13 protein-coding genes (1 of these 13 only partly in view) are annotated in these 23,622 nt (G+C 74.4%); 5 read left to right on the top strand and 8 right to left on the bottom strand.

What is annotated here, in order from left to right; genetic code table 11:
• On the bottom strand, window positions 1-119 hold the beginning of the coding sequence (locus ACQPW6_RS22175) for a MarR family winged helix-turn-helix transcriptional regulator (RefSeq protein ID WP_433891418.1). The gene continues 442 nt to the left of window position 1, outside the view; only the first 119 of its 561 coding nucleotides appear in the window; its start codon is at window positions 117-119; its stop codon lies beyond the left edge, outside the window.
• 115 nt (window positions 120-234) lie between these two features.
• On the opposite strand from ACQPW6_RS22175, the gene ACQPW6_RS22170 reads away from it, so the two are divergent.
• Window positions 235-1,539 (top strand): MFS transporter, encoded by a 1,305-nt coding sequence (locus ACQPW6_RS22170; protein ID WP_433891417.1) that lies wholly within the window; start codon window positions 235-237, stop codon window positions 1,537-1,539.
• 118 nt (window positions 1,540-1,657) lie between these two features.
• Here the strand turns inward: ACQPW6_RS22170 and ACQPW6_RS22165 are convergent, their stop codons facing one another.
• Both ACQPW6_RS22165 and ACQPW6_RS22160 read right to left on the bottom strand, forming a co-directional pair.
• A complete protein-coding gene (locus ACQPW6_RS22165) occupies window positions 1,658-3,463 on the bottom strand; it encodes an ATP-binding SpoIIE family protein phosphatase (protein ID WP_433891416.1) in 1,806 nt (601 codons plus the stop codon).
• 301 nt (window positions 3,464-3,764) lie between these two features.
• Window positions 3,765-5,180 (bottom strand): NAD(P)/FAD-dependent oxidoreductase, encoded by a 1,416-nt coding sequence (locus ACQPW6_RS22160; protein ID WP_433891415.1) that lies wholly within the window; start codon window positions 5,178-5,180, stop codon window positions 3,765-3,767.
• A gap of 312 nt (window positions 5,181-5,492) precedes the next feature.
• Here ACQPW6_RS22160 and ACQPW6_RS22155 point away from each other — a divergent pair, with 312 nt between their 5' ends.
• Both ACQPW6_RS22155 and ACQPW6_RS22150 read left to right on the top strand, forming a co-directional pair.
• Window positions 5,493-6,395 carry a TetR/AcrR family transcriptional regulator gene (locus ACQPW6_RS22155; protein WP_433891414.1) on the top strand — a complete coding sequence of 301 codons (903 nt, stop codon included), beginning with the start codon at window positions 5,493-5,495 and terminating at the stop codon, window positions 6,393-6,395.
• Window positions 6,396-7,226: 831 nt separating this feature from the next.
• Window positions 7,227-9,209, top strand: coding sequence for a sigma-70 family RNA polymerase sigma factor (locus ACQPW6_RS22150; protein ID WP_433891413.1), 1,983 nt, complete (start codon window positions 7,227-7,229; stop codon window positions 9,207-9,209).
• Between the two features lie 80 nt (window positions 9,210-9,289).
• On the opposite strand, the gene ACQPW6_RS22145 is transcribed toward ACQPW6_RS22150, so the two are convergent.
• The 4 genes from ACQPW6_RS22145 to topA form a co-directional block, all read right to left on the bottom strand.
• A complete protein-coding gene (locus ACQPW6_RS22145; protein WP_433891412.1) occupies window positions 9,290-9,940 on the bottom strand; it encodes a DsbA family oxidoreductase in 651 nt (216 codons plus the stop codon).
• Between the two features lie 97 nt (window positions 9,941-10,037).
• Entirely contained in the window at window positions 10,038-13,283 is a 3,246-nt protein-coding gene (locus ACQPW6_RS22140) for a BTAD domain-containing putative transcriptional regulator (RefSeq protein WP_433891411.1), read from the bottom strand.
• A 656-nt stretch (window positions 13,284-13,939) separates the two neighbouring features.
• Complete coding sequence (tmk, locus tag ACQPW6_RS22135) at window positions 13,940-17,230, bottom strand: dTMP kinase (RefSeq protein WP_433891410.1); 3,291 nt, start codon at window positions 17,228-17,230, stop codon at window positions 13,940-13,942.
• A gap of 543 nt (window positions 17,231-17,773) precedes the next feature.
• On the bottom strand, window positions 17,774-20,647 hold the full coding sequence (topA, locus tag ACQPW6_RS22130) for a type I DNA topoisomerase (protein ID WP_433891409.1): 2,874 nt from the start codon (window positions 20,645-20,647) through the stop codon (window positions 17,774-17,776).
• Between the two features lie 284 nt (window positions 20,648-20,931).
• Here topA and ACQPW6_RS22125 point away from each other — a divergent pair, with 284 nt between their 5' ends.
• Window positions 20,932-21,363 (top strand): TM2 domain-containing protein, encoded by a 432-nt coding sequence (locus tag ACQPW6_RS22125; RefSeq protein ID WP_433891408.1) that lies wholly within the window; start codon window positions 20,932-20,934, stop codon window positions 21,361-21,363.
• Window positions 21,364-21,403: 40 nt separating this feature from the next.
• Window positions 21,404-21,886: a DUF2752 domain-containing protein gene (locus ACQPW6_RS22120; RefSeq protein ID WP_433891407.1), complete on the top strand. Its 483-nt coding sequence runs from the start codon at window positions 21,404-21,406 to the stop codon at window positions 21,884-21,886.
• Window positions 21,887-21,945: 59 nt separating this feature from the next.
• Here the strand turns inward: ACQPW6_RS22120 and ACQPW6_RS22115 are convergent, their stop codons facing one another.
• Window positions 21,946-23,487, bottom strand: a complete 1,542-nt coding sequence (locus ACQPW6_RS22115) for a DUF7059 domain-containing protein (RefSeq protein ID WP_433891406.1) — start codon at window positions 23,485-23,487, stop codon at window positions 21,946-21,948.
• Window positions 23,488-23,622: the final 135 nt, after the last annotated feature.

Genomic DNA, 23,622 nt, shown 5'->3' with positions numbered 1-23,622 from the left:
GCGGTGACGACCTTCTCTGTCTGCGGGTCGACCTCAGGAAACTCGCGCTGGTAGGCGGCGATCTGAGCGTCGAGGTCAAGCTCCTGCGGGGCGCCCGCGGAACCTGCGGCTGCGGTCATCCCCCGAGTATGACACGAAAGAGCGTTGCACTAAAGCCCTTCGGTATGTAGCCTTTAGCTTCGAACTTTAACTCTGAAGTCTTCACCTCGAAGACTCGTACCTAGAGGGGTGAGTGTGACCACCGCCATGGGCGCAGCACTGCGCCGGATCCAGTTGGGCAGCGCACTGAGCGCGTTCGGCAACGGCTTCACCGTGCCGTTCACGTTCGTCTACGTGTCGCAGGTGCGGGGGCTCGGCGCGGGCACCGCGGGTGTGGTGCTCGCGACGTTCGCTGTCGCCGCGCTCTTCGTGCTGCCCTTCACCGGTCGGATCATCGACCGGCGCGGGCCGGTGCCGGTCGCGGTGGCCGGCACCGTGCTGGCAGCGGCCGGGTCGCTCGGCCTCGGGCTTTCCGGCAGCGAGCCGGTGGTGATCGTGGCGGCGGGTGCGCTCGGCGCGGGCTTCTCCGTGGTGCAGCCGGCGCTGGCCACGATGATCGTGTGGTGCTCCACGGCGGCGACCAGGTCCCGGGCGTTCGCCGGGCAGTTCTTCCTGACGAACCTCGGACTCGGGGTCGGCGGGCTGATCGGCGGGCTGATCGTGGACACGGCGCATCCGTCGTCGTTCATCCGGCTGTTCGCGATCGAGGCGGCGATGTTCCTGGTGCTCGGCGCGGTGATCTCCACCGTCCGGCTGCCGCACGCCCCGCACGTGACCCGCGCGGACCAGGCGGCGCTTCCGGAGGGACGGACGGCGGGCGGCTGGCGGGTGCTGGCCGGGGACCGTTCGCTGGTGATGGTCTGCGCGCTCGGCTTCGTGATGTTCTTCGCCTGCTACGGGCAGTTCGAGTCGGGCCTCTCGGCCTTCGCGGTCGAGGTCACCCGGATCTCGCCGGCCACGCTCGGTGTGGCGCTGGCCGCGAACACGGCGGTCATCGTGCTGGCGCAGTTCGTGGTGCTCCGGCTGACCGAGACGCGGCGGCGCAGCAGGGTGATCGCCGCGGTCGGCGTGGTGTGGACGGTGGCGTGGCTGGTCGCGGGGGCGTCCGGCCTGGTGCACGGCAGTCACGCCGTGGCCGTCGGCGCGATCATCGCGACGTACGCGCTCTTCGGACTGGGCGAGGCGATGCTCGCGCCGACCGTGGCGCCGCTGGTGGCTGACCTGGCGCCAGCGCGGATGGTGGGGCAGTACAACTCGGCTTTCGCGCTGGTGAAGCAGCTCGCGCTGGCGCTCGGGCCCGCGGTGGGCGGCGTGATGGCGGCGGCCGGCGCGTACGGCGCGTACATCGGGTTGCTGGTGGCCAGCTCGCTGGCCGTCTCGGCGATGGCCCTCCGCCTGGCCCGCCACCTCACCCCCGGCCAGGACAGCCCCCACCACCCGAGCCGCATCGTGACCGGCTCCCGCCCAACCACCGAAACCCCAGCCGCCCCGGTCCACTAGCCCCGGCAAGGGGCGCCCCGTCAGGGGCGCGGGGAACTGCGCGACCAGCCACGACGGGCCCGCGCCTGACCACCGGGCGCGGGCCCGTTGCGGCGGGCCCGGGCCGGGGGCCCGGAAGTCAGGGACCCGCCGGGAGGGCGAATTCGCACCAGACGGCCTTGCCGCCGCCCGGCGTCCGCCGGGAGCCCCACGCGGAGGCGACCGTCGCGATGATCGAGATGCCGCGGCCGGCCTCGTCGCCGGGGTCGGCGCGGCGGCGCCGCGGGAGGTGGTCGTCGCCGTCCGTCACCTCGATGATGAGGCGGCGATCCGTGCGGCGGAGCCGCAACCGCATGGGCGGCGTCCCGTGCTTCAGCGAGTTCGCCACCAGCTCGCTGGCCGCGAGCACCCCGAGGTCGTGCAGTTCGACGGGGAAGCGCCACGACGCGAGCACCCCTGAGGCGAAGGCGCGGGCGCGCGGCGCCGCCTCGATGCCGCCGAGGAGTTCGAGCGAGGCGTTGCGGAAGAGTTCGGCGTCCGCCCCGGTGTGCTCGGGGTACTGGAGGACGAGCACGGCCACGTCGTCGTCGTGCTCCGAGGTGACCCCGAGCGCCCGCATCAGCCGGTCGCAGACCACCTGCGGCGCCCCGGTCGCGCCGGCCAGCGCCCGCATGAGCGCGGTGACGCCGTCGTCGATGTCCTCGCCGCGGCGTTCGATCAGGCCGTCGGTGTAGAGCACGGCGGTGCCGCCGGGGCCGAGCGGGATGGTCGCGGTGGAGTGCACCCAGCCGCCGGTGCCGAGCGGCGGCCCGGTCGGCTCGTCGGTGCGCCGTACGGTGCCGTCCGCGTCACGGGTGAGGATCGGCAGGTGGCCGGCGCTGGCGTAGGAGAGCCGGCCCTCGCTCGGGTCGTGCACGGCGTAGAGGCAGGTGGCGATCTGGGTGGCGTCGATCTCGGACGCCAGCCCGTCGAGCAGCTGGATGACCTCGTGCGGCGGCAGGTCGAGCCGGGCGTAGGCGCGTACCGCCGTACGGAGCTGGCCCATGACGGCGGCGGCCCGCACCCCGCGGCCCATCACGTCGCCGATGACCAGGGCGGTACGGCCGGCGCCGAGGGTGATGACGTCGTACCAGTCGCCGCCGACGGCCGCGTCGGTGCCGCCGGGCTGGTAGGTGGCGGCGACCCTGAGGTCGTCGGGCTGTTCGAGCTCCTGCGGGAGCAGGCTGCGCTGGAGGGTGACGGCGGTCTCGTGCAGCCGGCGTTCACTCTCCCGGAGGCGTTCGGCCGACTGCACCTGGTCGGTGACGTCGGCGGCGAAGACCAGGACCCCGCGGCGTTCGGGGTCGGGGTCGTCGGCCCTGATCGGGGTGCAGGTGAACGTGAAGTAGCCCTGCCGGGTGAGCGCGGCGGCGGCGTCCGGGGTGACCTTGCGGGCCTTGACGGTGCGCGGCTTGCCGCTGCGGTGGACCTGGTCCATCAGCGGCAGCAGCCCGAGCTCGTCGAGTTCCGGCAGCGCTTCGCCGGCCGGCCCGCCGGTGTCGCGCGGGCCGAAGACGGCGACGTACGCGTCATTGACGAAGCTGACCCGGTGGGCCGGCCCGCGGGTGACGGCGATCAGCGCCGGGAGCTGGCTGAGGACGGCGGGGATGGACGGGGTGGCCGACGTGGCCGTTGCCGTGGCGGCCGCCGCGGCCCCGGCGGGTGCCACCGATGCGGCGGACGGTGCCGTGCCGTCGGCCGGGCTCGGCGGGGCCGCGCTCTCCGGCCTGGCCTCGCCGTCGGTGCCGGGGGCGGCGGTGGTCCGGGCGCCCGCGGTCCTGGCGGCGGCGGCCGTGGCCGGCGGCGACGCGGGATCGCCGGATTTGCCGCGGGCCGCAGGGACGGCACCGCGTCGCTGGGTTCCGGGCAGTCCGGGGAGCCGGGCGCTCCAACGCGTAAGGTTCAAACGTCCGATTCCTCGTATTTGTCACTCTTTGCAGGTGCTGGCGCACGCGTGGTCACCCGTCCAGTGTGGCCGACTCGCGGCCTCCGGGGGAATCGCGCGGCGGCCACGGCGGGTCAGATTGACCCGTAGAGGTCGGATGACCCGGTCAAGAACGGGTCAATCAGGACGAGTTCGGGTCGGTCGGTTTCCACCCGATCGGATCGCACCGGGAACGGCCCGTCGCACGATTCGGTGGTCGACGGCCGGCGCGACCGGGCCGGCCCGGCGATCCGACGACGGCTCCGGAAGCGTCCGTCCGCCGTCACACCCCGCCCGGACCGCGGCCCGGGCCCTCGTCCGTCCCGCCTCCCGGGCGCCGGTCGGGGCCCTCCCCGCCCGCCGCGAGCTCGAACTCGGCGCGCGGGTGCTCCAGCGACCCGAGCGACACGATCTCCCGCTTGAACAGGCCCGCCAGCACCCATTCCGCCAGCACCTTGGCCTTCCGGTTGAACGTCGGCACCCGGCTGAGGTGGTAGGCACGGTGCATCAGCCAGGCCGGGTAGCCCTTGAACTTCCGGCCGTAGACGTGCGCGACGCCCTCGTGCAATCCCAGCGAGGCGACCGATCCGGCGTACTTGTGCCGGTATTCGGTCAGCGGCCGGCCGCGCAGGGTGGCGATCACGTTGTCGGCAAGGACCTTCGCCTGCCGGACGGCGTGCTGGGCGTTGGGCGCGCACTCGGTGCCCGGGGCCTCGGCGGTGAGGTCGGGGACGGCCGCCGCGTCGCCCGCCGCCCACGCGCCAGGCGTGCCGGCCACCGCCAAGGTGGCCTCCGCGCGCAGCCGGCCGCGCGCGGTCAGCGGCAGCCCGGTGTCGGGCAGCACCGGGGCCGGTTTGACGCCGGCCGTCCAGACCAGCGTCCTGGTGGGCAGCCGGGAGCCGTCGGAGAGCACGGCCACCCGGTTCTCGCAGGAGTCCAGCCGGGTGTCGAGCCTGATGTCGACGTTGCGCCCGCGCAGTTCGCGGATCGCGTACCGGCCCATCTCCTCGCCGACCTCGGGCAGGATCCGCCCGGTGGCCTCCACCAGGACCCACTTCATGTCGTCGGCCCGCACGTTGTGGTAGTACCGCACCGCGTAACGCGCCATGTTCTCCAGCTCGCCGAGCGCCTCGACGCCCGCGTAGCCGCCGCCGACGAAGACGAAGGTCAGCGCGGCCTCGCGGACGGCCGCGTCCCGGGTGGAGGAGGCGATGTCGAGCTGCTCCAGTACGTGGTTGCGCAGCCCGATCGCCTCCTCGACGGTCTTGAAGCCGAAGCCGTGCTCGGCCAGGCCGGGGATCGGCAGGGTGCGCGAGACCGAGCCCGGTGCGATCACCAGCTGGTCGTACGGGATCTCCAGCGCGCTGTCGCCCTCCTGCTCGGTGGCGAGGGTGGCGATGGTGGCCACCCGCTTGCCGTGGTCGATGCGCTGCGCCTCGCCGACGATGATCCGGCAGTCGTGCAGCACCCGGCGCAGCGGCACCACCACGTGCCGGGGCGAGATCGAGCCGGCCGCGGCCTCGGGCAGGAACGGCTGGTAGGTCATGTACGCCTGCGGCTCGACCACCACGATCTCGGCCTCGCCCCGCTTCAGCCGCAGCTTGCGCTGCAGCCGGAGGGCCGCGTACATGCCAACGTAGCCTCCGCCCACCACGAGAATGCGCGGCGGCAGTGCCCTGGTCGTGCGCGAGTCGGTCATTGGTCCATGACGCAATGGATCAGCGCCGTTGTCCACAGGGCGGACGGCACGATTCCAGGAAATCGGCGTTCCTGCGGGTCAGAGGGCACGCATCAGCGGGCAAAGTCGGCACGGCGTGAAGTAGTCGGCAGAGGTTGCACGGGATCGCTTGCGCGTTACCGTCATCCGGCCCTCTTTTTTCTTGACCCGGCCTCAACTATGTTCGTATCTCGTAGTAGTGCGCACGCGGGTGTGCGCGAAACACGAACCCTGTAGATCGTTACGGGTGGGGAGTCTCCGGGGGGAGACATTCAATTTCCGGGGGATACTAATATGCACATTCAGGACTCACAGTGGGCGACAGCGACGGCTTCGGAAGGGGTCGGCGGGGCGGGCCGGGCGGCCCCGTTGCGGGTGGACGCGCAGCGCAACCTGGAACACGTGCTGCGGGCGGCGAGGGAAGTGTTCGGCGAGCTGGGTTACGGCGCGCCGATGGAGGACGTGGCGCGGCGCGCGCGGGTCGGCGTCGGCACCGTCTACCGGCGCTTCCCCAGCAAGGACGTACTGGTCAGGCGGATCGCGCAGGAGGAGACCGCGCGGCTGACCGAGCAGGCGCGCAGCGCGCTCGGCCAGGAGAACGAGGCGTGGTCGGCGCTCGCCCGCTTCCTGCGCACGTCGGTCGCCTCCGGCGCGGGGCGGCTGCTTCCGCCGCAGGTGCTGCGGGTGCGGCCGGCCGGCGGCGGGGCCGACTACCCCGGCGCACCGGGCGGCGATCCGCTGCGGGTGCCGCAGCAGCGCAATCCGCTGCCGGGCGCGGGCGCGGCGCCCGGACCGTACGAGCAGGCGGAGCAGGGTGATGCGGCCGAACGCCCCGACCACACCGGCCGGGAGGACATCGAGCAGGCGGCGGACGCGGCGAGGTCCACGGACCCGGGCGACCGGGCCGAGGACGAGGAGCCGGAGGGCGACGACGGGATCAGGACACTGCTCGACGTGGTCGGCCAGCTGGTGGAACGCGCCCGCGAGGCAGGCGAGTTGCGCGTCGACGTGTCGATCGCCGACGTCCTCCTGGTGATCGCGACAGCCGCCCCCGCCCTCCCCGACCCGGCCCAACAGGCCGCAGCCTCGGCCCGTTTGCTGGACATCCTCCTCGAGGGCCTCCGCTCCCGCCCGGGCGAACGCCCGGCGGACCGCGAGGCGGTCGAGCCGGCGGGAAACGGAACGGTGCAACCCTGACCGGCGGCTGAGGGGGTGGGGCCGGGGCCTGGCCTGGAGGCCCGGTGACCTGGTGAGCCGCCGGCCCCGGACCGGGCCGGCGACTCACGCCGGGGGCGGGGGCAGGGCCGACGGCCGAGCGACCGGCCCCGGTCGACCGACGAACGGGCCCGGTGCGGGGCCCGCAGGGCGGCCGTACACCGGCGCCTGACGGCGTCGGCCCGGCGCAGACTCGTCGGCCCGCCAGGCCACACAACACCCGCCCCACGCCGCCCAGACCGCGACGCTGGGGTCTGCACGGCGGCCCGCACACCGGCCCCGGTCGGCGTGGGCCCAGCCCGGCAGACCCGCAGGCCTGCCGAACGCCAGTCCCGCGCCCGCCCAGGCCGCGCACGCTGCGGCCGTACACCGGCCGCCGTGATCGCCAACCCGGCCCGGCGGAATCGCGAGGCCGCCAGACCACACAACGGCCGCCCCACGCCCATCCGGGCCGCGGCGCCAGGGTCCGCACGGCGGGCGCACACCGGCCGCCGTCGGCGTCGGCCCAGCCTGGGCAGGCCACGGGCCCGCCAGGCCACACAACAGCCGCCACACGCCCGTCCAGGCCGCGCCCGCCGCGGCCGTACACCGGCCGCCGTGATCGCTGACCCGGCCTTACAGACCCGCTGGCCTGCCAGGCCACAGAACGCCGGCCCCGCGCCCGGCCAACCGGCCGCCCGCAGCGGCTCAACGGCGGCCGGGGCACTGCTCGTTCGGGTGAACGTGGAGGATCCGTGAACGATCTGGTTCACGGACGGGTGGTTCCCGTCGATCGGCGCGCCCAGGGTCGGGGGGCTGTGTCACGCTTGCGCGGTGGATGAGGCTAACGGGGACTCGGGTCAGGCCGCTGCGGGCCCGGAAGCCGGTGAGGGGCTGCCCTCGCGGAGGGTGCCGGGGCAGCGTGATCCGGTGGCGCGGCCGGAAACGGCGCCCGGCATCCCGGAACCGGCCGCGCCCGCGGACGACGACCTGCGTCCGGCGCCGCACCCCGCCCCGTCCGAGGCGGAGGCGGAAGCCGAAGCCGCGCTCGCCGACGCCGAGTTGGTCGCCCGGGTGCGCGGCGGCCAGGACAGCGCGTACGAGGAGCTGTACCGGCGGCACGCCGACTCCGTGCGCCGCTACGCCCGTTCCTGCTGCCGTGACGCGCACACCGCCGAGGATCTCACCGGCGAGGTCTTCGCCCGGACGCTCCAGGCGATCCGCGGCGGCAGCGGCCCGGAGTCCGCGGTCCGCGCCTACCTGCTCACCACCGTCCGCCGGGTCGCGGCCTCGTGGGGCAACACCGCCCGCCGCGAGCAACTGGTCGAGGACTTCGCGGTGTTCGCCGTCTCCGCCGCCGGCTCCACGGCCGCCGCCGAGAACAGCGAGCAGGGCGCCGACGTGCGCGCGATGCACGAGGCCGAGCAGTCGCTCGCCATCCAGGCGTTCCGCACCCTGCCCGAGCGCTGGCAGACCGTGCTGTGGCACACCGCCGTCGAGGAGGAGTCGCCGAGCGCCATCGCGCCGCTGCTCGGCCTGACCCCCAACGCCACCGCCGTACTGGCCCACCGGGCCCGTGAGGGCCTGCGGCAGGCGTATCTCCAGGCGCACGTCAGCTCCACGCTGACCGGCGGCGGCGAGTGCGCGCGCTATGCCGACCGGCTCGGCGCGCACGCCCGCGGCGGCCTGCGGCTGCGTGCCGACCGGGAGTTGAACCGGCACCTCAAGGAGTGCGCGCGCTGCACCGCCGCCTCGCGCGAGCTGGCCGACCTCAACGCCACGCTCAAGGGCATGCTGCCGATCGCCTACATCGGCTGGTTCGCCGCCGTGGCCGCCGCCAAGGCGGCGGCCGGTGCCGCGGCCGTGGGCGGCGCGGCTGCCGCGGGTGGCGCCGCCGCGGGCACCGCCATGGCGGCTGCGGGCGGCTCCAGCAGCGGGGCGGGCGCGGCAGGCGCCGGCGCCGCGGGTGAGGGACTGGGCGCGCCCGCGAAGATCGGGATCGCCGCGGCCGTCGTGGTCGCCGCGGCCGGTGTCGCCTTCGCCTTCACGCTCACCGGCGGCCATGAGAAGCCGGCGAAGCCGCAGGCCAAGGCCCCGGTCGTGGCCCCGGTGACGCCCAAGCCGGCACCGCCGCCCGCGCCGAGCCCGGCGCCCCCGGCCCCCAAGCCGGCACCGCCCGCGCCGCCGGCCGCCTCCGCACCGGCGCCGAAGCCCACCGCGTCTCCCCCGGCGAAGCCGAAGCCCACGCCCAGCCCGAAGCCGGCGCCCAAGCCGGCCCCGAAGCCCACCCCGCCGCCGTCCCCGAAGCCGGCCCCGCCTCCCCCGCCGAAGCCCACGCCGACTCCGACCCCGACCCCGGCTCCGCCGCCCGCGCCGGTCGCGTACAAGCTCAACTCGCTTGGCGTCAGCGGCCTAGGTGACGACTCCGCGCCCACCATCCGCCCGTCGGCCCGCAGTTGGTGGTGGGACCGCTGGGGCCTCGGCATCGGCGGCGTCCAGTACACGCACGGCATCACCGTGCACGCCCCGTCCAGCCTGACCATCGACCTCAACCGCGCCTGCGTCTCGTACGACGCCAAGGCGGGGCTTGACGACCTGGCCAAGTGGGGGCGCGGCTCGGTGCGCTTCTCGGTCTACGGGGACGACACCAGGCTGTGGTCGTCCGGCCAGGTCAGCGCCGGTGACCCGGCGGTGCCCGTGCACGTGGGCATCACCGGGTACGACACGCTGCGGCTGGTCGTACGGCCCGCCGGCGGCGGCCCGTTCGGCCTCGCCAACCTGGCGGACTGGGCCGACTCGGTCATCAACTGCCCGTAGGGGCAACAGTCAGGCCGGTCGCCCGCCAGGAGCGGCGCCGGTCAGCGGTCAGGCCGGTCGCCCGCCGGGAGCGGCGCCGGTCAGCTGTCCGCCCCGGCAGCCGTGTCCTTGGCCACCTGTTCGAGCACCCGCAGGAACGCCTCGCTCTCCTGGCCGCCCTGCACCGCCCACTGCTCCTCGAAGACGAACGTCGGCACCGCGGTGATGCCCAACTCCCGTGCCTGCTCGATGTCGTCGAGCACCTCGTCGTGCAGTTCGTCGCCGTCCAGGAAGGCGGCCACCGCGTCCCGGTCAAGGCCGACGATCACGGCCGCGTCCGTCAGGTGCTCGTGGTCGCCGATGTCCATGCCCTCGCCGAAGTGGCCGGCCATCAGCCGCCCCTTGAGCCTGACCTGCGCCTCCGGGCCGTACTCCTCCAGGGCGAAGCGCAGCAGGCGGTGGGCCGGGAGCGAGTTGTTCTCCAGCACCGTGTCGAAGTCGAACGTGATGTCCTCGGCGGCGCCCATCGCGGCCAGCCGGTCGTCCATCGCGGCGGCCTGCGGTCCGTACTTGGCCGCGAGCACCTCGCGGTGCGGCAGCGGCTCGTACGGCGCCGACGGGTCGAGCTGGAACGGCCGGTAGACGACCTCGACCGAGTCGGCGTCCGGGAAAGCGGCGAGCGCGCGCTCGAACCTGGCCTTGCCGAGGTAGCACCACGGGCAGGCGATGTCGCTGTAGATCTCGACTTTCACGTAACGCTCACTCCCGGTCGTAAAACCCGGCCGTCGCTGTCCGGCCGGAAATTTTCCTTGAATTATCAAACAGGAATAACCCGAACCTCAATGTTCGTTATTCCCCGCTGTCCGGCAATCCGCTCGACTTTGCCGGCGGACATGCCGCGGCCAGTTCGGTGAGCAGCGACACCGCGTCGTCCGGGGCAAGGTCCGCGCCCTCGGCGGCCGCCGCCGAGCGGTCCGCCGCGGTCAGCCCGGCCGCCGCGCGGGCCTGCACCGCGTCCGCCCACTCCTGCTCGGGGACGGTTCGCGGCAGCGGGCCGCGCACCGCGGTCGCCGCCGCCCGCAGCACCTCCGCGGCACGCAGCTCGTCCACCGACGAGAGCATCTCGGCCGCGGAGTCCATCAGGCCGCCGAGGATCGGCTCGTTGCAGCCCACGCCGATCGCCCTGCGCAGCCCGCCGGCGGCCTCGGTCAGGGCGCCGTGCGGGTCGCCCTGCGCCGCGCTGATCCGGGCGCGGAGCCCGCTGAGCATCACGTGGAACGTGGGCGGCGGCGTGCCGTCGGCGATCTGCCCGCCGGCCAGCCCGCACAGCTCCGCCGCGGCCCGGACCTCGCCGCGCCGCAGCAGCAGCACGGCCCGCAGGTAGCGGATGTAGGTGCGGGCGTCGGGGACGTAGTAGCGCTCGGCCTCCTCCATCGCCTCGTCGAGCAGCTTGCCGGCGGCCTCGTCGTCGCCGTCGCGGTGCGCGATGTCGCCGAGCCTGGCGAGCAGGAACGCCGCCTCGCTGTTGGAGCCCAGGTCGCGGCCGAGGCGGTGGGCGATCTCGATGTTCGCGCGAGCCTGCCCGTACTGGCCGCGGGCGATCTGCACCTCCGCCCGCCCGCCGTGCACCTGGGCGCGGATCCAGCGGTCGCCGAGCCGCTCGTTGAGCGCTTCGAGCTCCGACCAGTCCGCGTCGGCGTCGGCGAGGCCGCCGGGCGCGTCGGCCGCCACATGGGTGCGGAACATCAGCGCCGCCGCGAGCTCCCAGTCGCCGCCGTGCGCCCGGCAGTTCTCGACCACGACCTGGGTGTGGTCGCGGATGTCGATGGTGTCGCCGAGCAGGTACGTGGTGAACGGCCAGAGCAGGCCGGGGAAGCGCGCCGCCTCCGGGCCGGCCCCGCTGTAGGCGTCCGCCAGCCGGGTCGCGGTCGTCCGCATCCCCTCGGACTGCCACTGCGCCTCCGAGGCGTGGTCGCTCTCCACGAACAGCCGCAGCATCCGCAGGTCGGTGCGCGGCCAGTACATCGGGTCGTCCCGGTCCTCGGGCATCTCGCTGAGCGCGGCCACCTGGCCGAGCCAGACGTCCGCCTCGTCGCGGTAGTTGCGCAGCCACCAGAACCAGCCCATGGCCAGCGACAGCCCGATCGCCTGCTCCTCCTGGCCGGCGCCGATGGTGCGGGCCAGGGCGGCGCGGACGTTGTCGAGCTCCGTCTCCAGGACGTCGAACCAGCGCATCTGGTCCGAGCCGCGCAGCCCCGCGTCGGCAGTACGGGCCAGCTCCAGGTAGTACGCGGTGTGCCGGCCGGCCGCCGCGGCCAGCTCGTCCGGCCGCGCGGCGGCGTGCTCGGCGGCGTACTCGTGGATCGTCTCCAGCAGCCGGTAGCGCACGCCGAGCCCGGTCGGCCGGTCCGCGACCACCAGCGACTTGTCCACCAGCTGCGCCACCGTCTCCAGCGCGCCCGGGCCGCACACCGCCTCCGCGGCCGACAGCGTGCAGCCGCCGGCGAAGACGCTGAAGGCCCGCAGCGTCGCCCGTTCCTCCTCGGTCAGCAGCTCCCAGCTCCAGTCGACCACCGCGCGCAGGGTCTGCTGGCGGGGCAGCAGCGTACGGCTGCCGCTGGTCAGCAGCCGGAAGCGGTCGTCCAGCCGGTCGGCGATCTGCCGCGGGGACAGCGCCCGCAGCCGGGCCGCGGCCAGTTCGATCGCCAGTGGCAGGCCGTCGAGCCGCCGGCAGATCTCCCGGACCGCCTGCTCGTCGGAGCTGTCGTACGAGACCGCGCCCGGCGTCACGGTGGCGGCGCGCTCGGCGAACAGCCGGTACGCGGTCGCCGGCGGCAGCGGCTCCACCGGCCGGACGACCTCGCCGGGCACGCCGAGCGGCTCCCGGCTGGTGGTCAGCACGGTGATGTCGGGGCAGCCGCCCAGCAGCTCGGCGGTCAGCTCGGCGGCGGCCGCGATGACGTGCTCGCAGTTGTCGAGCACCAGCAGCAGGCGGCGGGGCGCGCAGTGTTCGAGCAGCCGCGCGACCGGGTCCTCCTGCGCCGCTTCCAGCCGCATCGGGCCCGGCGGCAGGCCCTGGGCATCGCGGCGGCCCAGCGCGCTCAGCACGGCGTGCGGGATGGCGGCGGGGTCGTCCAGCGGGGCCAGCTCGGCCATCCAGACGCCGTCGGGGTAGCCGGCCTCGACGGACTCCGCGGCCTCCTGGGAGAGCCGGGTCTTGCCGGAGCCGCCCGGCCCTGTGAGGGTCACCAGGCGGGCGGTGGACAGGTCCGCGCGGATGTCGGCGAGGTCCGCTTCGCGGCCGACAAAGCTGGTCAGGCGGGTGCGGAGGTTGCTGCCGGGACGCGGCTTCTGCGCCTTGGCCGGCTGCTGGACGGGCTGCCGGCGCAGCAGCTCGGCGTGCAGGGCCCGCAGCTCCGGGCCCGGGTCCGCGCCGAGGGTGTCGGCCAGTACGGTCCTGGCCTCGTCGAAGGCCACCAGCGCGTCGGCGGTGCGGCCCTCGGCGCGCAGCGCCCGGATCAGCTGGACCCGGAACGCCTCGTCCAGCGGGTGGTCCGCGACCGCCTCGCGCAGCACCGGGAGCGCGTCGGCGGCGCGGTCGAGGGCGAGGTCCGCGTCGATGCGCAGGCGCAGGGCGGTCTGGCGCAGCGCCTCGGGGCGGGCGGCGGCGGACGCCCGGTCCGGGAGGTCGGCCAGGGCGGGGCCGCGCCACAACGCGAGGGCGCGGGTCAGGGTGTCAGCGGCGGAGGCCGGGTCGCCGGCGGCGAGGGCGGCTTCGCCGGCGTGCAGGAGCTGCTCGAACTCGTACAGGTCGACTGCGTCGCGCCCGGTGGTGAGGCGGTAGCCGCCCGGCTCCGAGGCGACGGCCTCCCGGCCCAGGATGCGGCGCAGCCGGGCCACCAGGGCCTGTAGCGCCCCCGTCGCGTCGGCGGGCGGCTCCCCCGCCCACACCTCCCCGACGAGCTCCTCCACGGACACGACGCGCCCCCCGTGCAGCGCGAGCGCGGCGACGAGCGCGCGCAGCCGGCCTCCGCCGAGGGGGACGACGCGCCCCTCGGCCCACACTTCCGTGACCCCCAACACCAGATACCGCACGCGCCCATTGTGTCGAACCCACCCGCACAGCGGGCGCGCGAGCCCACCCGAAGCGGCACCTGCCGGCCCGCCGTGGCTGGTCGCGCAGTTCCCCGCGCCCCTACCGGGGCACACCCCACGCCGGGGCAACCAAGCTCTACGGGTGGGAAGGCAAACGGCCACCCGCCGGTCCGCCGTGGCTTGTCGCGCAGTTCCCCGCGCCCCTACCGGGGCACACCCCCCGCCAGGACAACCCAGCTCTACGGGTGGGAAGGCAAGCGGTCACCTGCCGGTCCATCGTGGCTTGTCGCGCAGTTCCCCGCGCCCCTACCGGGGCACACCCCGCACCAGGACAACCCAGCTCTACGGGTGGGAAGGCAAGCGGTCACCTGCCGGTCCATCGTGGCTTGTCGCGCAGTTCCCCGCGCCCCTACCGGGGCACACCCCGCACCAGGACAACCCAGCTCTACGGGTGGGAAGGCAAGCGGCCACCTGCCGGCCCGCCGTGGCTTGTCGCGCAGTTCCCCGCGCCCCTACCGGGGCACACCCCGCACCAGGACAACCACCAAAGCGTCCGCGTTTGCCCCGGCCCGGGCCCCAAAGGGGCGCGGGGAACTGCGCCACCAGCCACGACGGGGCCGCAGGTCCGGGGCCCGCCGCGGGCCGGTGGGGGTGGGCTAGCGGGCCGGAGGGCGGGGATCCTCGTCGTGCGGGCCCAGCAGTTCGTCCGCCAGGGTGGGGAGATCGTCCAGGGGCGTCTCCTCCGCCCAGTCCGGGCGCGGGCGGCGCGGCGGCGTCGGGCGCTGGGGGGACTGCTGACCGGGGGGCATCTCGCGGGTGCGCTCGTCGCCGGACGGGTTCTCCGGGCGGAAGAGCCACGGCGGCACGCGGTCGGCCGGGTCGTCCCCGACGGGCGGGAGCACGGCGGTCTCGTCGGCCGCCGGGCCGGACTCCCCCTCGGTCGGCACCACCGGCGGAATCACCGTCGTCGTCTCGGACGAGTCCGACGGCGGCTGCTGCTGCGGGGCCACCGGCGGAATGACCGTCGTGGTCTCCGACGAGTCCGACTCCCGAACAGGCGGCAGCACAGCCGTCTCGTCAGCCGCCGGCCCGGTCTCCACCGGCGGCATCACCGCCGTCTCGTCGGCCGCCGAACCGGACTCAGCCTCGTCCGGCACCACCGGCGTCACCGTCGTCGTACTGTCGGACGAATCCGACCCCGCGTCCTGCGGAACCGGTCGCAGAACCGCCGTCCGTTCCACGTCATCGCCATCCGAAGCCTCGGACGCCTCCGACGGCGCCTCCGACGACACCTCGGACGACGTCTCCGAAGCAGCCGCCGCCGTCGCCGCGGCCGCGGCCGCAGCCGTGCGGGCGGCCTCCGCGCGGAGCAGCGCCTCCTCCGCCTTGCGCTGCTTCTCCACCCGCCGCTCCTCCGCCTCGGCGCGCAGCCGCGACTGCTCCTCGGCGAGCCGGCGCAACCGGGCCTGCTCCGCGGCGCGGGCCGCCTCCTCCGCCTCGCGGCGGGCGCGCTCCTCCGCGGCGATGCGGTCGGCTTCCTCCTGGCGCAGCCGCGCCGCCTCCGCGGCCCGCGCGGCCTCGCGCTCGGCCGCTTCCTGGCGGGCGGCCTCCTCGGCGGCGAGCCGCCGTTCCTCCTCCTCGCGGCGCAGCTTCTCCAGCTGCGCCTGCCGCTCGCGCTCGGCGCGCTCCTCCGCCGCCTTGCGGGCGGCTTCCTCCGCGGCCAGCCGGGCCGCCTCCTCGGCGGCCTTGCGCTCGGCCTCCGCGCGCGCCTCGATCTCCTGCTCGGAGAGCGGCAGGATCTGGTCGAGCCGGTGCCGTACGACGGTGGTGACGGCCTCGGGCGCCTGCCCGGCGTCCACCACGAGGTAGCGGCCGGGGTCCGCGGCGGCCAGCGTGAGGAATCCGGCCCTGACCCGCTGGTGGAATTCCACCGGCTCCGACTCCAGCCGGTCCGGCGCCTCGGTGAAGCGTTCCCGCGCGGCCTCGGGCGTGACGTCGAGCAGCACGGTCAGGTGCGGTACGAGGCCCGTCGTGGCCCAGCGGTTGATCCGGGCGATCTCGGTCGGCGCGAGGTCGCGGCCCGCGCCCTGGTAGGCGACCGAGGAGTCGATGTAGCGGTCGGAGATGACGACCGCGCCACGTTCCAGCGCGGGCCGCACCACGGACTCGATGTGCTCGGCGCGGTCGGCGGCGTACAGCAGCGCCTCGGCGCGGTGCGAAAGGCCCGCAGAGGAGACGTCAAGCAGGATTGACCGCAGCCGCTTACCGACGGCAGTGGCGCCGGGTTCGCGGGTGACGACCACCTCGTGGCCCTTGCTGCGGATCCAGTCCGCGAGCGCCTCGACCTGGGTGGACTTCCCGGCCCCGTCACCGCCCTCTATGGCGATGAAGAACCCGGTGGCCGACGCAGCTGTGTCGGGTTCGCCGCCGCGCAGCGACTCGCGCAGGTCGCGCCGCAGGGTGACGCCGCTGCGGTCGTCGGCCTTGGCCAGGACGAGCGCGGCGACCGGCAGCAGCAGCGCGCCGACCAGTATCAACGTGTAAGCGGCGCCGCCGTGGTCGAACGTGAAGTGCCCGTTGTGGATCCGGCGCGGCCCGATCGCGGCGGCCAGCAGCGGCGCGACGATCGCGGTGACGCCGAGCACGGCCCGCGAGACCGACCGCAGGTGTTCGGCGGTACGGGCCCGGCGCGGCTCCTCGGCCTCCTGCTCGACGAGGGTGTGCCCGGTGTTGGCCGCCACACCGGCCGCGATGCCGGCCAGAGCCGCGATCAGCAGGACGGTGGCCGGCTCGGCGACGACACCGGTCAGCAGCAGCCCAAGGCCGGTGACGCCGATGGACAGCGCGAGCAGCCGCCGCCTGGACAGGCCGGGCAGCGTACGGGGCGCGATCCGGATGCCGACGACCGTGCCGCCGGTCAGCGCGAGGACGAGCAGCCCGAAGCCGGTCGGGCCGAAGCCGAGGTCGGCGGCGTGCAGCACGGAAACCGCCACAGCTGCGGCGATCGCGCCGGCCACCGCACTGGTGGCGAGTACGAACAGCGGCAGCGCGCCGGTCCTGCCGTTCTCCGCGCCGGCCGGGCCCTTGGGCCTGCGCAGCCCCTCCAGCGGGGAACGCGGCCGGGACGCCGTGCCGCCGGGCAGTTGCAGCAGGTACAGCTCGGCGATCGAGGACGAGAACAGGCCGGCCGCGACGTACGAGGACAGCGCCACCTGGTGCAGGTGGAACCAGTCGATGCCGACCGCGATCAGCGTGTTCACCAGCGTGATGACCACCAGGGCGGCGGCGGCGATCGGGAACGCGACGAAGCTTGTCCGCAGGTCGAGCCGGTGCAGGGTGGCGAGGTGGTCGGGCGCGGGACGTACCGAGGTGTCACCGGGCGGCGGCAGCAGCAGGGGCGCGGCGCCGTCCTTGGCGACCGCCCACAGGCGTTCGGCCAGACCGGTGACGAAGGCGGTGATCAGCAGCCAGGCGATGGCCGAATCCGGTACCCAGGTGATCCACAGCGGCGCGATGATGAACAGCGCCAGGCGTACGGCGTCGGCGCCGATCATCGTCCAGCGGCGGTCGAGCGGGCCGTCCTCCGCGGTGAGCGCGGACAGCGGGCCGAGCAGCACGGCGCCGAAGAGCAGGGTGGCGAGCAGGCGGGCGCCGAAGACGATCGCGATGGCGAAGCCGACGCCGCGGTAGCCGCCGCCGAAGGAACTCGCGGAGACGGCGGCCTGGAAGGCGAGCACCAGCAGCACGAGGAGGCCGAGGCGGTCGGCGACCGCGCCCGTCATCTGGGCGCTCCACAGCTTGCGCAGGGCGGGGATCTTCAGCAGCGCGCCCACCGCGCGCTCGCGGGAGTCCGCGGCCAGGTCGGCGGCGAAGGCGTCGCCCGCGGACGCGGCGGAGGCGGAAACGTCGCTGACGTCTGCGGAGGCCGGCTGCTCGGATGGCGTCATCCCAACAGCCTAGCGGCCTCCGGCCCGGTGAAGCCGACGAGCCCTCCGCCCCCACCACCGCGCCGCCCCGCCCGGCCCGCACATCGCTCCCGGCCCGCAGGGGCGCTTTTCAGGGGCGCGGGGAACTGCGCCACCAGCCCACCACCGGCCTGGGGGCACCCCCGGCCGAAGGTTGGGGGAGGCCGGAAAACAACAGGACCAGCCCCTTCGGGCCGGTGGTAAGGCGCGCCACCGCCGTGGCTTGTCGCGCAGTTCCCCGCGCCCCTGGGGAAGCCGGGACAAATCGCGCCCACGCGGCGCCAGCCGCAAAAAGACAACAGCCCCGCGCCCCTGACGGGGCCCGTGCTCGCGCCCACGCGGCGGCAGCCGCAAATCGGCAACAGGCCCGCGCCCCTGGGGAAGCCGGGACAAATCGCGCCCACGCGGCGCCAGCCGCAAAAAGACAACAGCCCCGCGCCCCTTAAAAAGCGCCCCTGCCAGCCGGGAGCGATGTGCGGGCCCCGCGCGGCGGCAGCCGCTAACGGGGCCCCGGCCGGACGGGGGCTAGTCGGTGGCCGGGGCCGTGGACTTCTTCGCGGCTGCCGTGGTGGCCTTCTTGGCCGGGGAAGCCTTCTTCGCGGGGGCCTTCTTCGGCGCCGCGGCCTTCTTCGCCGGGGAAGCCTTCTTCGCGGGCGCCTTCTTCGCCGTCTTCTTCGCCGGGCCCTTCGCCCGCTTCTCCGCCAGCAGCTCGTACCCGCGCTCAGGTGTGATCGACTCGACCTCGTCGTCGCGCCGCAGCGTCGCGTTCGTCTCGCCGTCGGTCACGTACGGACCGAAGCGGCCGTCCTTCACGACCACCGGGCGCTCGCTGACCGGGTCGGTGCCCAGTTCCTTCAGCGGCGGCTTCGCCGCGGCCCGGCCGCGCTGCTTGGGCTGCGCGTAGATCGCCAGCGCCTCGTCGAGCGTGATCGAGAACAGCTGGTCCTCGTTCTCCAGCGAGCGCGAATCCGTGCCCTTCTTCAGGTACGGCCCGTAGCGCCCGTTCTGCGCGGTGATCTCGACGCCCTCGGGGTCCTTGCCGACCACCCGCGGCAGCGACATCAGCTTGAGCGCGTCCTCCAGGGTGACGGTGTCCAGGGACATCGACTTGAAGAGCGAGGCGGTGCGCGGCTTGACCGCGTTCTTGCCGGTCTTGGGGGTGTCCTCGGGCAGCACCTCGGTCACGTAGGGACCGTAGCGGCCGTCCTTGGCGATGATCGGACGGCCGGTGGCCGGGTCGTCGCCGAGCTCGAAGTCGCCGCTGGGGCGGGCGAACAGCTCTTCGGCGTACTCGACGTCGAGCTCGTCGGGCGGCAGGTCCTCGGGGACGTCGGCCCGCCGGTGGTCCTCCTCGCCCTTCTCGCCGCGCTCGATGTACGGGCCGTAGCGGCCGACGCGCAGCACGATGCCGTTGCCGACCGGGAAGGACGAGATCTCCCGGGCGTCGATCGCGCCGAGGTCCTCGACGAGTTCCTTGAGGCCGCCGAGGTGGTCGCCGTCACCGTTGCCGCCCGCGGTGCGGTGCGCGGCGGAGCCGGCGTCGCCGTTGCCGTTGCCGCCGGCCGGCAGCGCGGCCGTGGCGCCGTCGCCGTCCTCGGAGCCGAAGTAGAAGCGCCGCAGCCACGGCACGGACTGCGCCTCGCCGCGGGCGATCCGGTCGAGGTCGTCCTCCATGGAGGCGGTGAAGTCGTAGTCGACCAGCCAGCCGAAGTGCTTCTCCAGCAGGTTGACGACGGCGAACGACAGGAACGTCGGGACCAGCGCCGTCCCCTTCTTGAAGACGTAGCCGCGGTCCAGGATCGTGCCCAGGATCGTCGCGTACGTGGACGGGCGGCCGATCTCGCGCTCTTCGAGCTCCTTGACCAGGCTGGCCTCGGTGTAGCGGGCCGGCGGCTTGGTGGAGTGGCCGTCGGCGGTGATCTCCCGGGCGGTCAGCGCGTCGCCCTCGGCGACCTGCGGCAGCCGGCGCTCGCGGTCGTCGAGCTCGGCGTTGGGGTCGTCGGCGCCTTCGACGTACGCCTTGAGGAAGCCGTGGAAGGTGATGATCTTGCCGGACGCGGAGAACTCGGCGTCCCTGCCGTCCGCGGAGGTGCCGGCGACCTTGACGGTGACGGACTGGCCGACCGCGTCTTTCATCTGCGAGGCGACCGTGCGCATCCAGATCAGCTCGTACAGCCGGAACTGGTCGCCGGTCAGCCGGGTCTCGGCGGGGGTGCGGAAGCGGTCGCCGGACGGGCGGATCGCCTCGTGCGCCTCCTGCGCGTTTTTCACCTTGCCGGCGTGCACGCGTGGCTTGTCGGGCAGGTACTCCGCCCCGTACAGCTGCGTGACCTGCGCGCGGGCCGCCCGGATCGCGGTCTCGGACAGCGTCGTGGAGTCGGTACGCATATAGGTGATGAAGCCGTTCTCGTACAGCTTCTGCGCGACCTGCATGGTGGCCTTGGCCCCGAGGCCGAGCTTGCGCGACGCCTCCTGCTGGAGGGTGGTGGTGCGGAACGGGGCGTACGGCGAGCGCCGGTACGGCTTGGACTCGACGCTGCGGACCGCGAAGGCGGTGTCCGCGAGGGCGGCGGCCAGCGCGCGGGCGTTCTCCTCGTCCAGGTGCAGGACGGCCGAGCCGCCCTTGAGCGCGCCGGTGGAGGCGTCGAAGTCGCGGCCCTGGGCGACCCGGCGGCCGTCCACGCTGACCAGCCGGGCGTTCAGCGTCGACGGGTCGGAGGCGTCGCCGCTGCGGCCGGTGTCGAAAGTGCCGGTCAGGTCCCAGTACGAGGCCGTCCTGAACGCCATCCGCTCGCGTTCCCGCTCCACCACGAGCCGGGTGGCCACGGACTGCACGCGGCCCGCCGACAGCCGCGGCATGACCTTCTTCCACAGCACCGGGGAGACCTCGTAGCCGTAGAGGCGGTCGAGGATGCGGCGGGTCTCCTGGGCGTCCACCAGCCGCTGGTTCAGCTCGCGCGGGTTGCGGACCGCCTCCTGGATGGCGTCCTTGGTGATCTCGTGGAAGACCATCCGGTGCACCGGCACCTTGGGCTTGAGGATCTCCTGCAGGTGCCAGGCGATGGCCTCGCCCTCGCGGTCCTCATCGGTGGCGAGGAAGAGTTCGTCGGACTCCTTGAGCAGGTCCTTGAGCTTCTTGACCTGCGCCTTCTTGTCCGCGTTGACGACGTAGATCGGCTGGAAGTCGCTGTCCACGTTGACGCCGAGCCGCGCCCAGGGCTGGCCCTTGTACTCCGCCGGCACTTCGGCGGCCCCGTTGGGGAGGTCGCGGATGTGCCCGACGCTGGCCTCGACGACATAGCCGGGGCCGAGGTAGCCCTTGATCGTCTTCGCCTTGGCAGGCGACTCGACGATGACGAGCCGGCGGCCGGACGGTGCGCTCTCGCGGGTCGGGGACAACTTCGCTCTTCTCTCCGGTTCGAAGGGGTGTCGCTGCGGAGTGTGACCGTACCTCCCGGTCCCGTGTCAAACGGGAAAAGTCCACAACGCCATCCGAACGGTAACCCGACAAGCGGTCTGTCTGCCGCATGGACGGGCAGCACGGTCCATTTGCGCCGCCGGCCGGGCTCCGCACGGGATCGGGGGCGTCCGAGGTGGGCGGGGGCGGGACGCGGACGGGTCGGGGCTGCAAAGATGTCGTCTTACGACGACGACCGACGCACGCACAGCGCAGGGGGACGGGAATGTCCGAACAGAATCCGTATGGCCAGAATCCGTATGGCCAGCAACCGCCGCAGCAGCAGCCCGGCTACGGCTACCCGCAGCAGGGCGGCCAGCAGCCAGGATACGGCTATCCGCAGGCCGCACCGGGTGCGTACCCCGGCGGCCCGGCGGGCTACGCGCCCCCCGGCACCTTCACCGGTGACCCGAACGCGCCCTACGGCTACGACCCCTACGGCCGTCCGTATTCGGACAAGTCGAAGATCGTGGCCGGCGTGCTGCAGCTCTTCCTGGGCGGCCTCGGCATCGGCCGCTTCTACACCGGTCACACCGGCATGGCCCTCGGCCAGCTCTTCACCTGCGGCGGCCTGGGCATCTGGGCGCTGATCGACGGCATCATGCTGCTGGCGGGGAACAACGCGACCGACGCGCAGGGCCGCGTGCTGCGTGGCTGAGACGGTTCGTCAACCGCCGGCCGGCGCGTCCCCTCCGCGGGTGACGGGCCGGCCGGCGGTGCCGTTCCGCGTCCCGGGGCCGACCCGTGCCCCCCGGCCGGACGAGCCCGGCGGGCCCGGCGGCCTGCGCGGGCTGGTGGCCCGCTGGACGGGGCATCCGGCCGCGCCGCCGCTCGGGCTGCTGGCCGCCGGGATCGCCGGGTCCTTCTGGGTGTACCGCAACGACCCGCACCAGTCGGGGCACTGGCTGCCGCGCTGCCCGTTCAACTGGGCCACCGGACTGCTCTGCCCGGCCTGCGGCGCCACACGAATGGTGTACGACCTGCTGCACGCGGACCCGGTCCGCGCCTTCCACGAGAACGCGCTGCTGTTCGTCAGCTCGCCGGTGATCCTGTGGTTCGCCGGACGCTGGCTGGTGGACGGGCTGCGGGGCAGGCGGCGGCCGGTGCGGATGGGGCCGAGGGCGTCGTACGCGGTGCTGGCCGTGGCCGTCCTGTGGGCGGTCGTACGGAACGTCGTATGACCGGGCTTGTCTGACCGGCTTCCTGTCGTTCGACCGAGCGATGGCACCGGGCGCGCGCGTCAGTCGGTGACCGGCTCCAGGAAGCCCTGCTCCACCAGCAGCCGGATCGACTCCGGCGTACGGTCGCGCAGCACCACCGGGTCCTCGCCGAGCAGCTGGGCGATCGCGTCCAGGATCCGGCCGGCCGGCAGCGTGCCGTCGCAGACCCCGGCGAAGCCCGCGCCCACCGTGTCCACCACGGCGGCCCGCCGCATACCGCGCGCCGAGCGCAGCACCACGTGCTCCGGGTCCTCCGCGCCGGGCAGCCCCACCTGCTCCTGCACCACCTCGGGCGCCAGCCGGAACCTCGCCCCGAGCAGCGCCGCGTCATCGTGCGCGCGCAGGAAGTCCTGCCGGCTGAACCAGGCCGCGATGTGCGGGCCGAGCGGCTGCTCCACCGGGTGCGGCCACTCCTCCACGGTGATGGCGTTGCGGTCGCCGCCGGACTTGCGCAGCGTGATCCAGCCGAAGCCGACCCCGTTGACCTTGCGCTGCTCGAACTCCTCCAGCCAGGCGTCGTAGCGGGCGGCGTACTCGGCCGGATCGGCCCGGTGGTCGCCGCCGTCGCGCAGCCACAGCTCGGCGTACTGGGTGACGTCCTGCACCTCGCGCTGGACGATCCAGGCGTCGCAGCCGGCCGGCACCCAGGAGGCGAGCCGCTCGCGCCAGTCCTGGCCCTCGGTGTGCTGCCAGTTGGCGAGCAGCTGGCACCAGCCGCCGTCGTTGAGCCGGTCGGCTGACTGCTGGACGAGCAGCCGGCACAGGTCGTCGCCGGCCATTCCGCCGTCCCGGTAGGTGAACCGGCCCTGCGGCGAGATCACGAACGGCGGATTGGACACGATCAGGTCGTACCGCTCGTCGCCCACCGGCTCGTACAGGCTGCCCTGCCGCAGGTCGGCCTCCGGGGCGCCGGACAGCGCGAGGGTCAGCCGGGTGAAGTGCAGTGCGCGCGGGTTGACGTCGGTGGCCGTGACCCGGGAGGCGTGCCGGGAGGTGTGCAGCGCCTGGACGCCGGATCCGGTGCCGAGGTCGAGCGCGCTGCCCACCGGTTCGCGGACGGTCAGGCCCGCCAGCGTGGTGGACGCGCCGCCGACGCCGAGCACCAGGTCGGCCCGGGCCACCCCGGCGGCGCTGCCCGCGCCTCCGATGCCGCCCGCGCCGCCGACCGCGCAGCCGAGGTCGGACACGATCCACCAGTCCTCGCCGCCGTCGCCCGCGTAGGGCCGTACGTCGACGGTGGCCCGCACCTCGTCGCCGTCGCGGCGCAGCCAGCCGTCGGCCTCGTACCGCTCCAGGCCGTGCCGCTCAGGGCCGCCGGGCAGGGCCGCGCGGGCCTGCTCGTAGGGCACCGGGCGTTGCAGCAGGAACAGCCGGATCAGGCTCTCCAGCGGGCCGCGGCCGCGGGTGGCACGCAGCGCGGGCACGGTCTCGGCGCGGGACAGCGCCGCGTAGCCGGCGGCGCCGAGCAGATCGAGGCAGCCGTCGGCGGTGAAGTCGGCGGCGCGCAGGTCCGCGCGCAGGGACGGGGTACTCCCGGGGGCGGGGAGGAGGGGCGTACTCACCCGCCCATTGTCGCGGAACGGGGGCGGCCCGGCGCCCTTCCTGCGGGGCGCCGGGCCGTCGGGTGTGGATTCGCCGGGGTCCGGGGTCTCGGCCGGGCCGGTGTCCAGGACGGACCGGGCCGGTGTCCAGGACGG

The sequence above is a fragment of the Streptomyces sp. CA-111067 genome, assembly GCF_050956065.1.
GTDB lineage: Bacteria > Actinomycetota > Actinomycetes > Streptomycetales > Streptomycetaceae > Actinacidiphila.
Note: the sequence above shows the minus strand (reverse complement) of the source record. Positions and strands in the feature narration are given on the sequence as shown.

What these genes read in the sequence shown, in the direction of transcription:
- ACQPW6_RS22160 (WP_433891415.1), bottom strand. Translation starts at nt 5,180, where the DNA reads ATGACCGACTCGCGCACGACCAGGGCACTGCCGCCGCGCATTCTCGTG.
- ACQPW6_RS22155 (WP_433891414.1), top strand. Translation starts at nt 5,493, where the DNA reads ATGCACATTCAGGACTCACAGTGGGCGACAGCGACGGCTTCGGAAGGG.
- tmk (WP_433891410.1), bottom strand. Translation starts at nt 17,230, where the DNA reads ATGACGCCATCCGAGCAGCCGGCCTCCGCAGACGTCAGCGACGTTTCC.
- ACQPW6_RS22125 (WP_433891408.1), top strand. Translation starts at nt 20,932, where the DNA reads ATGTCCGAACAGAATCCGTATGGCCAGAATCCGTATGGCCAGCAACCG.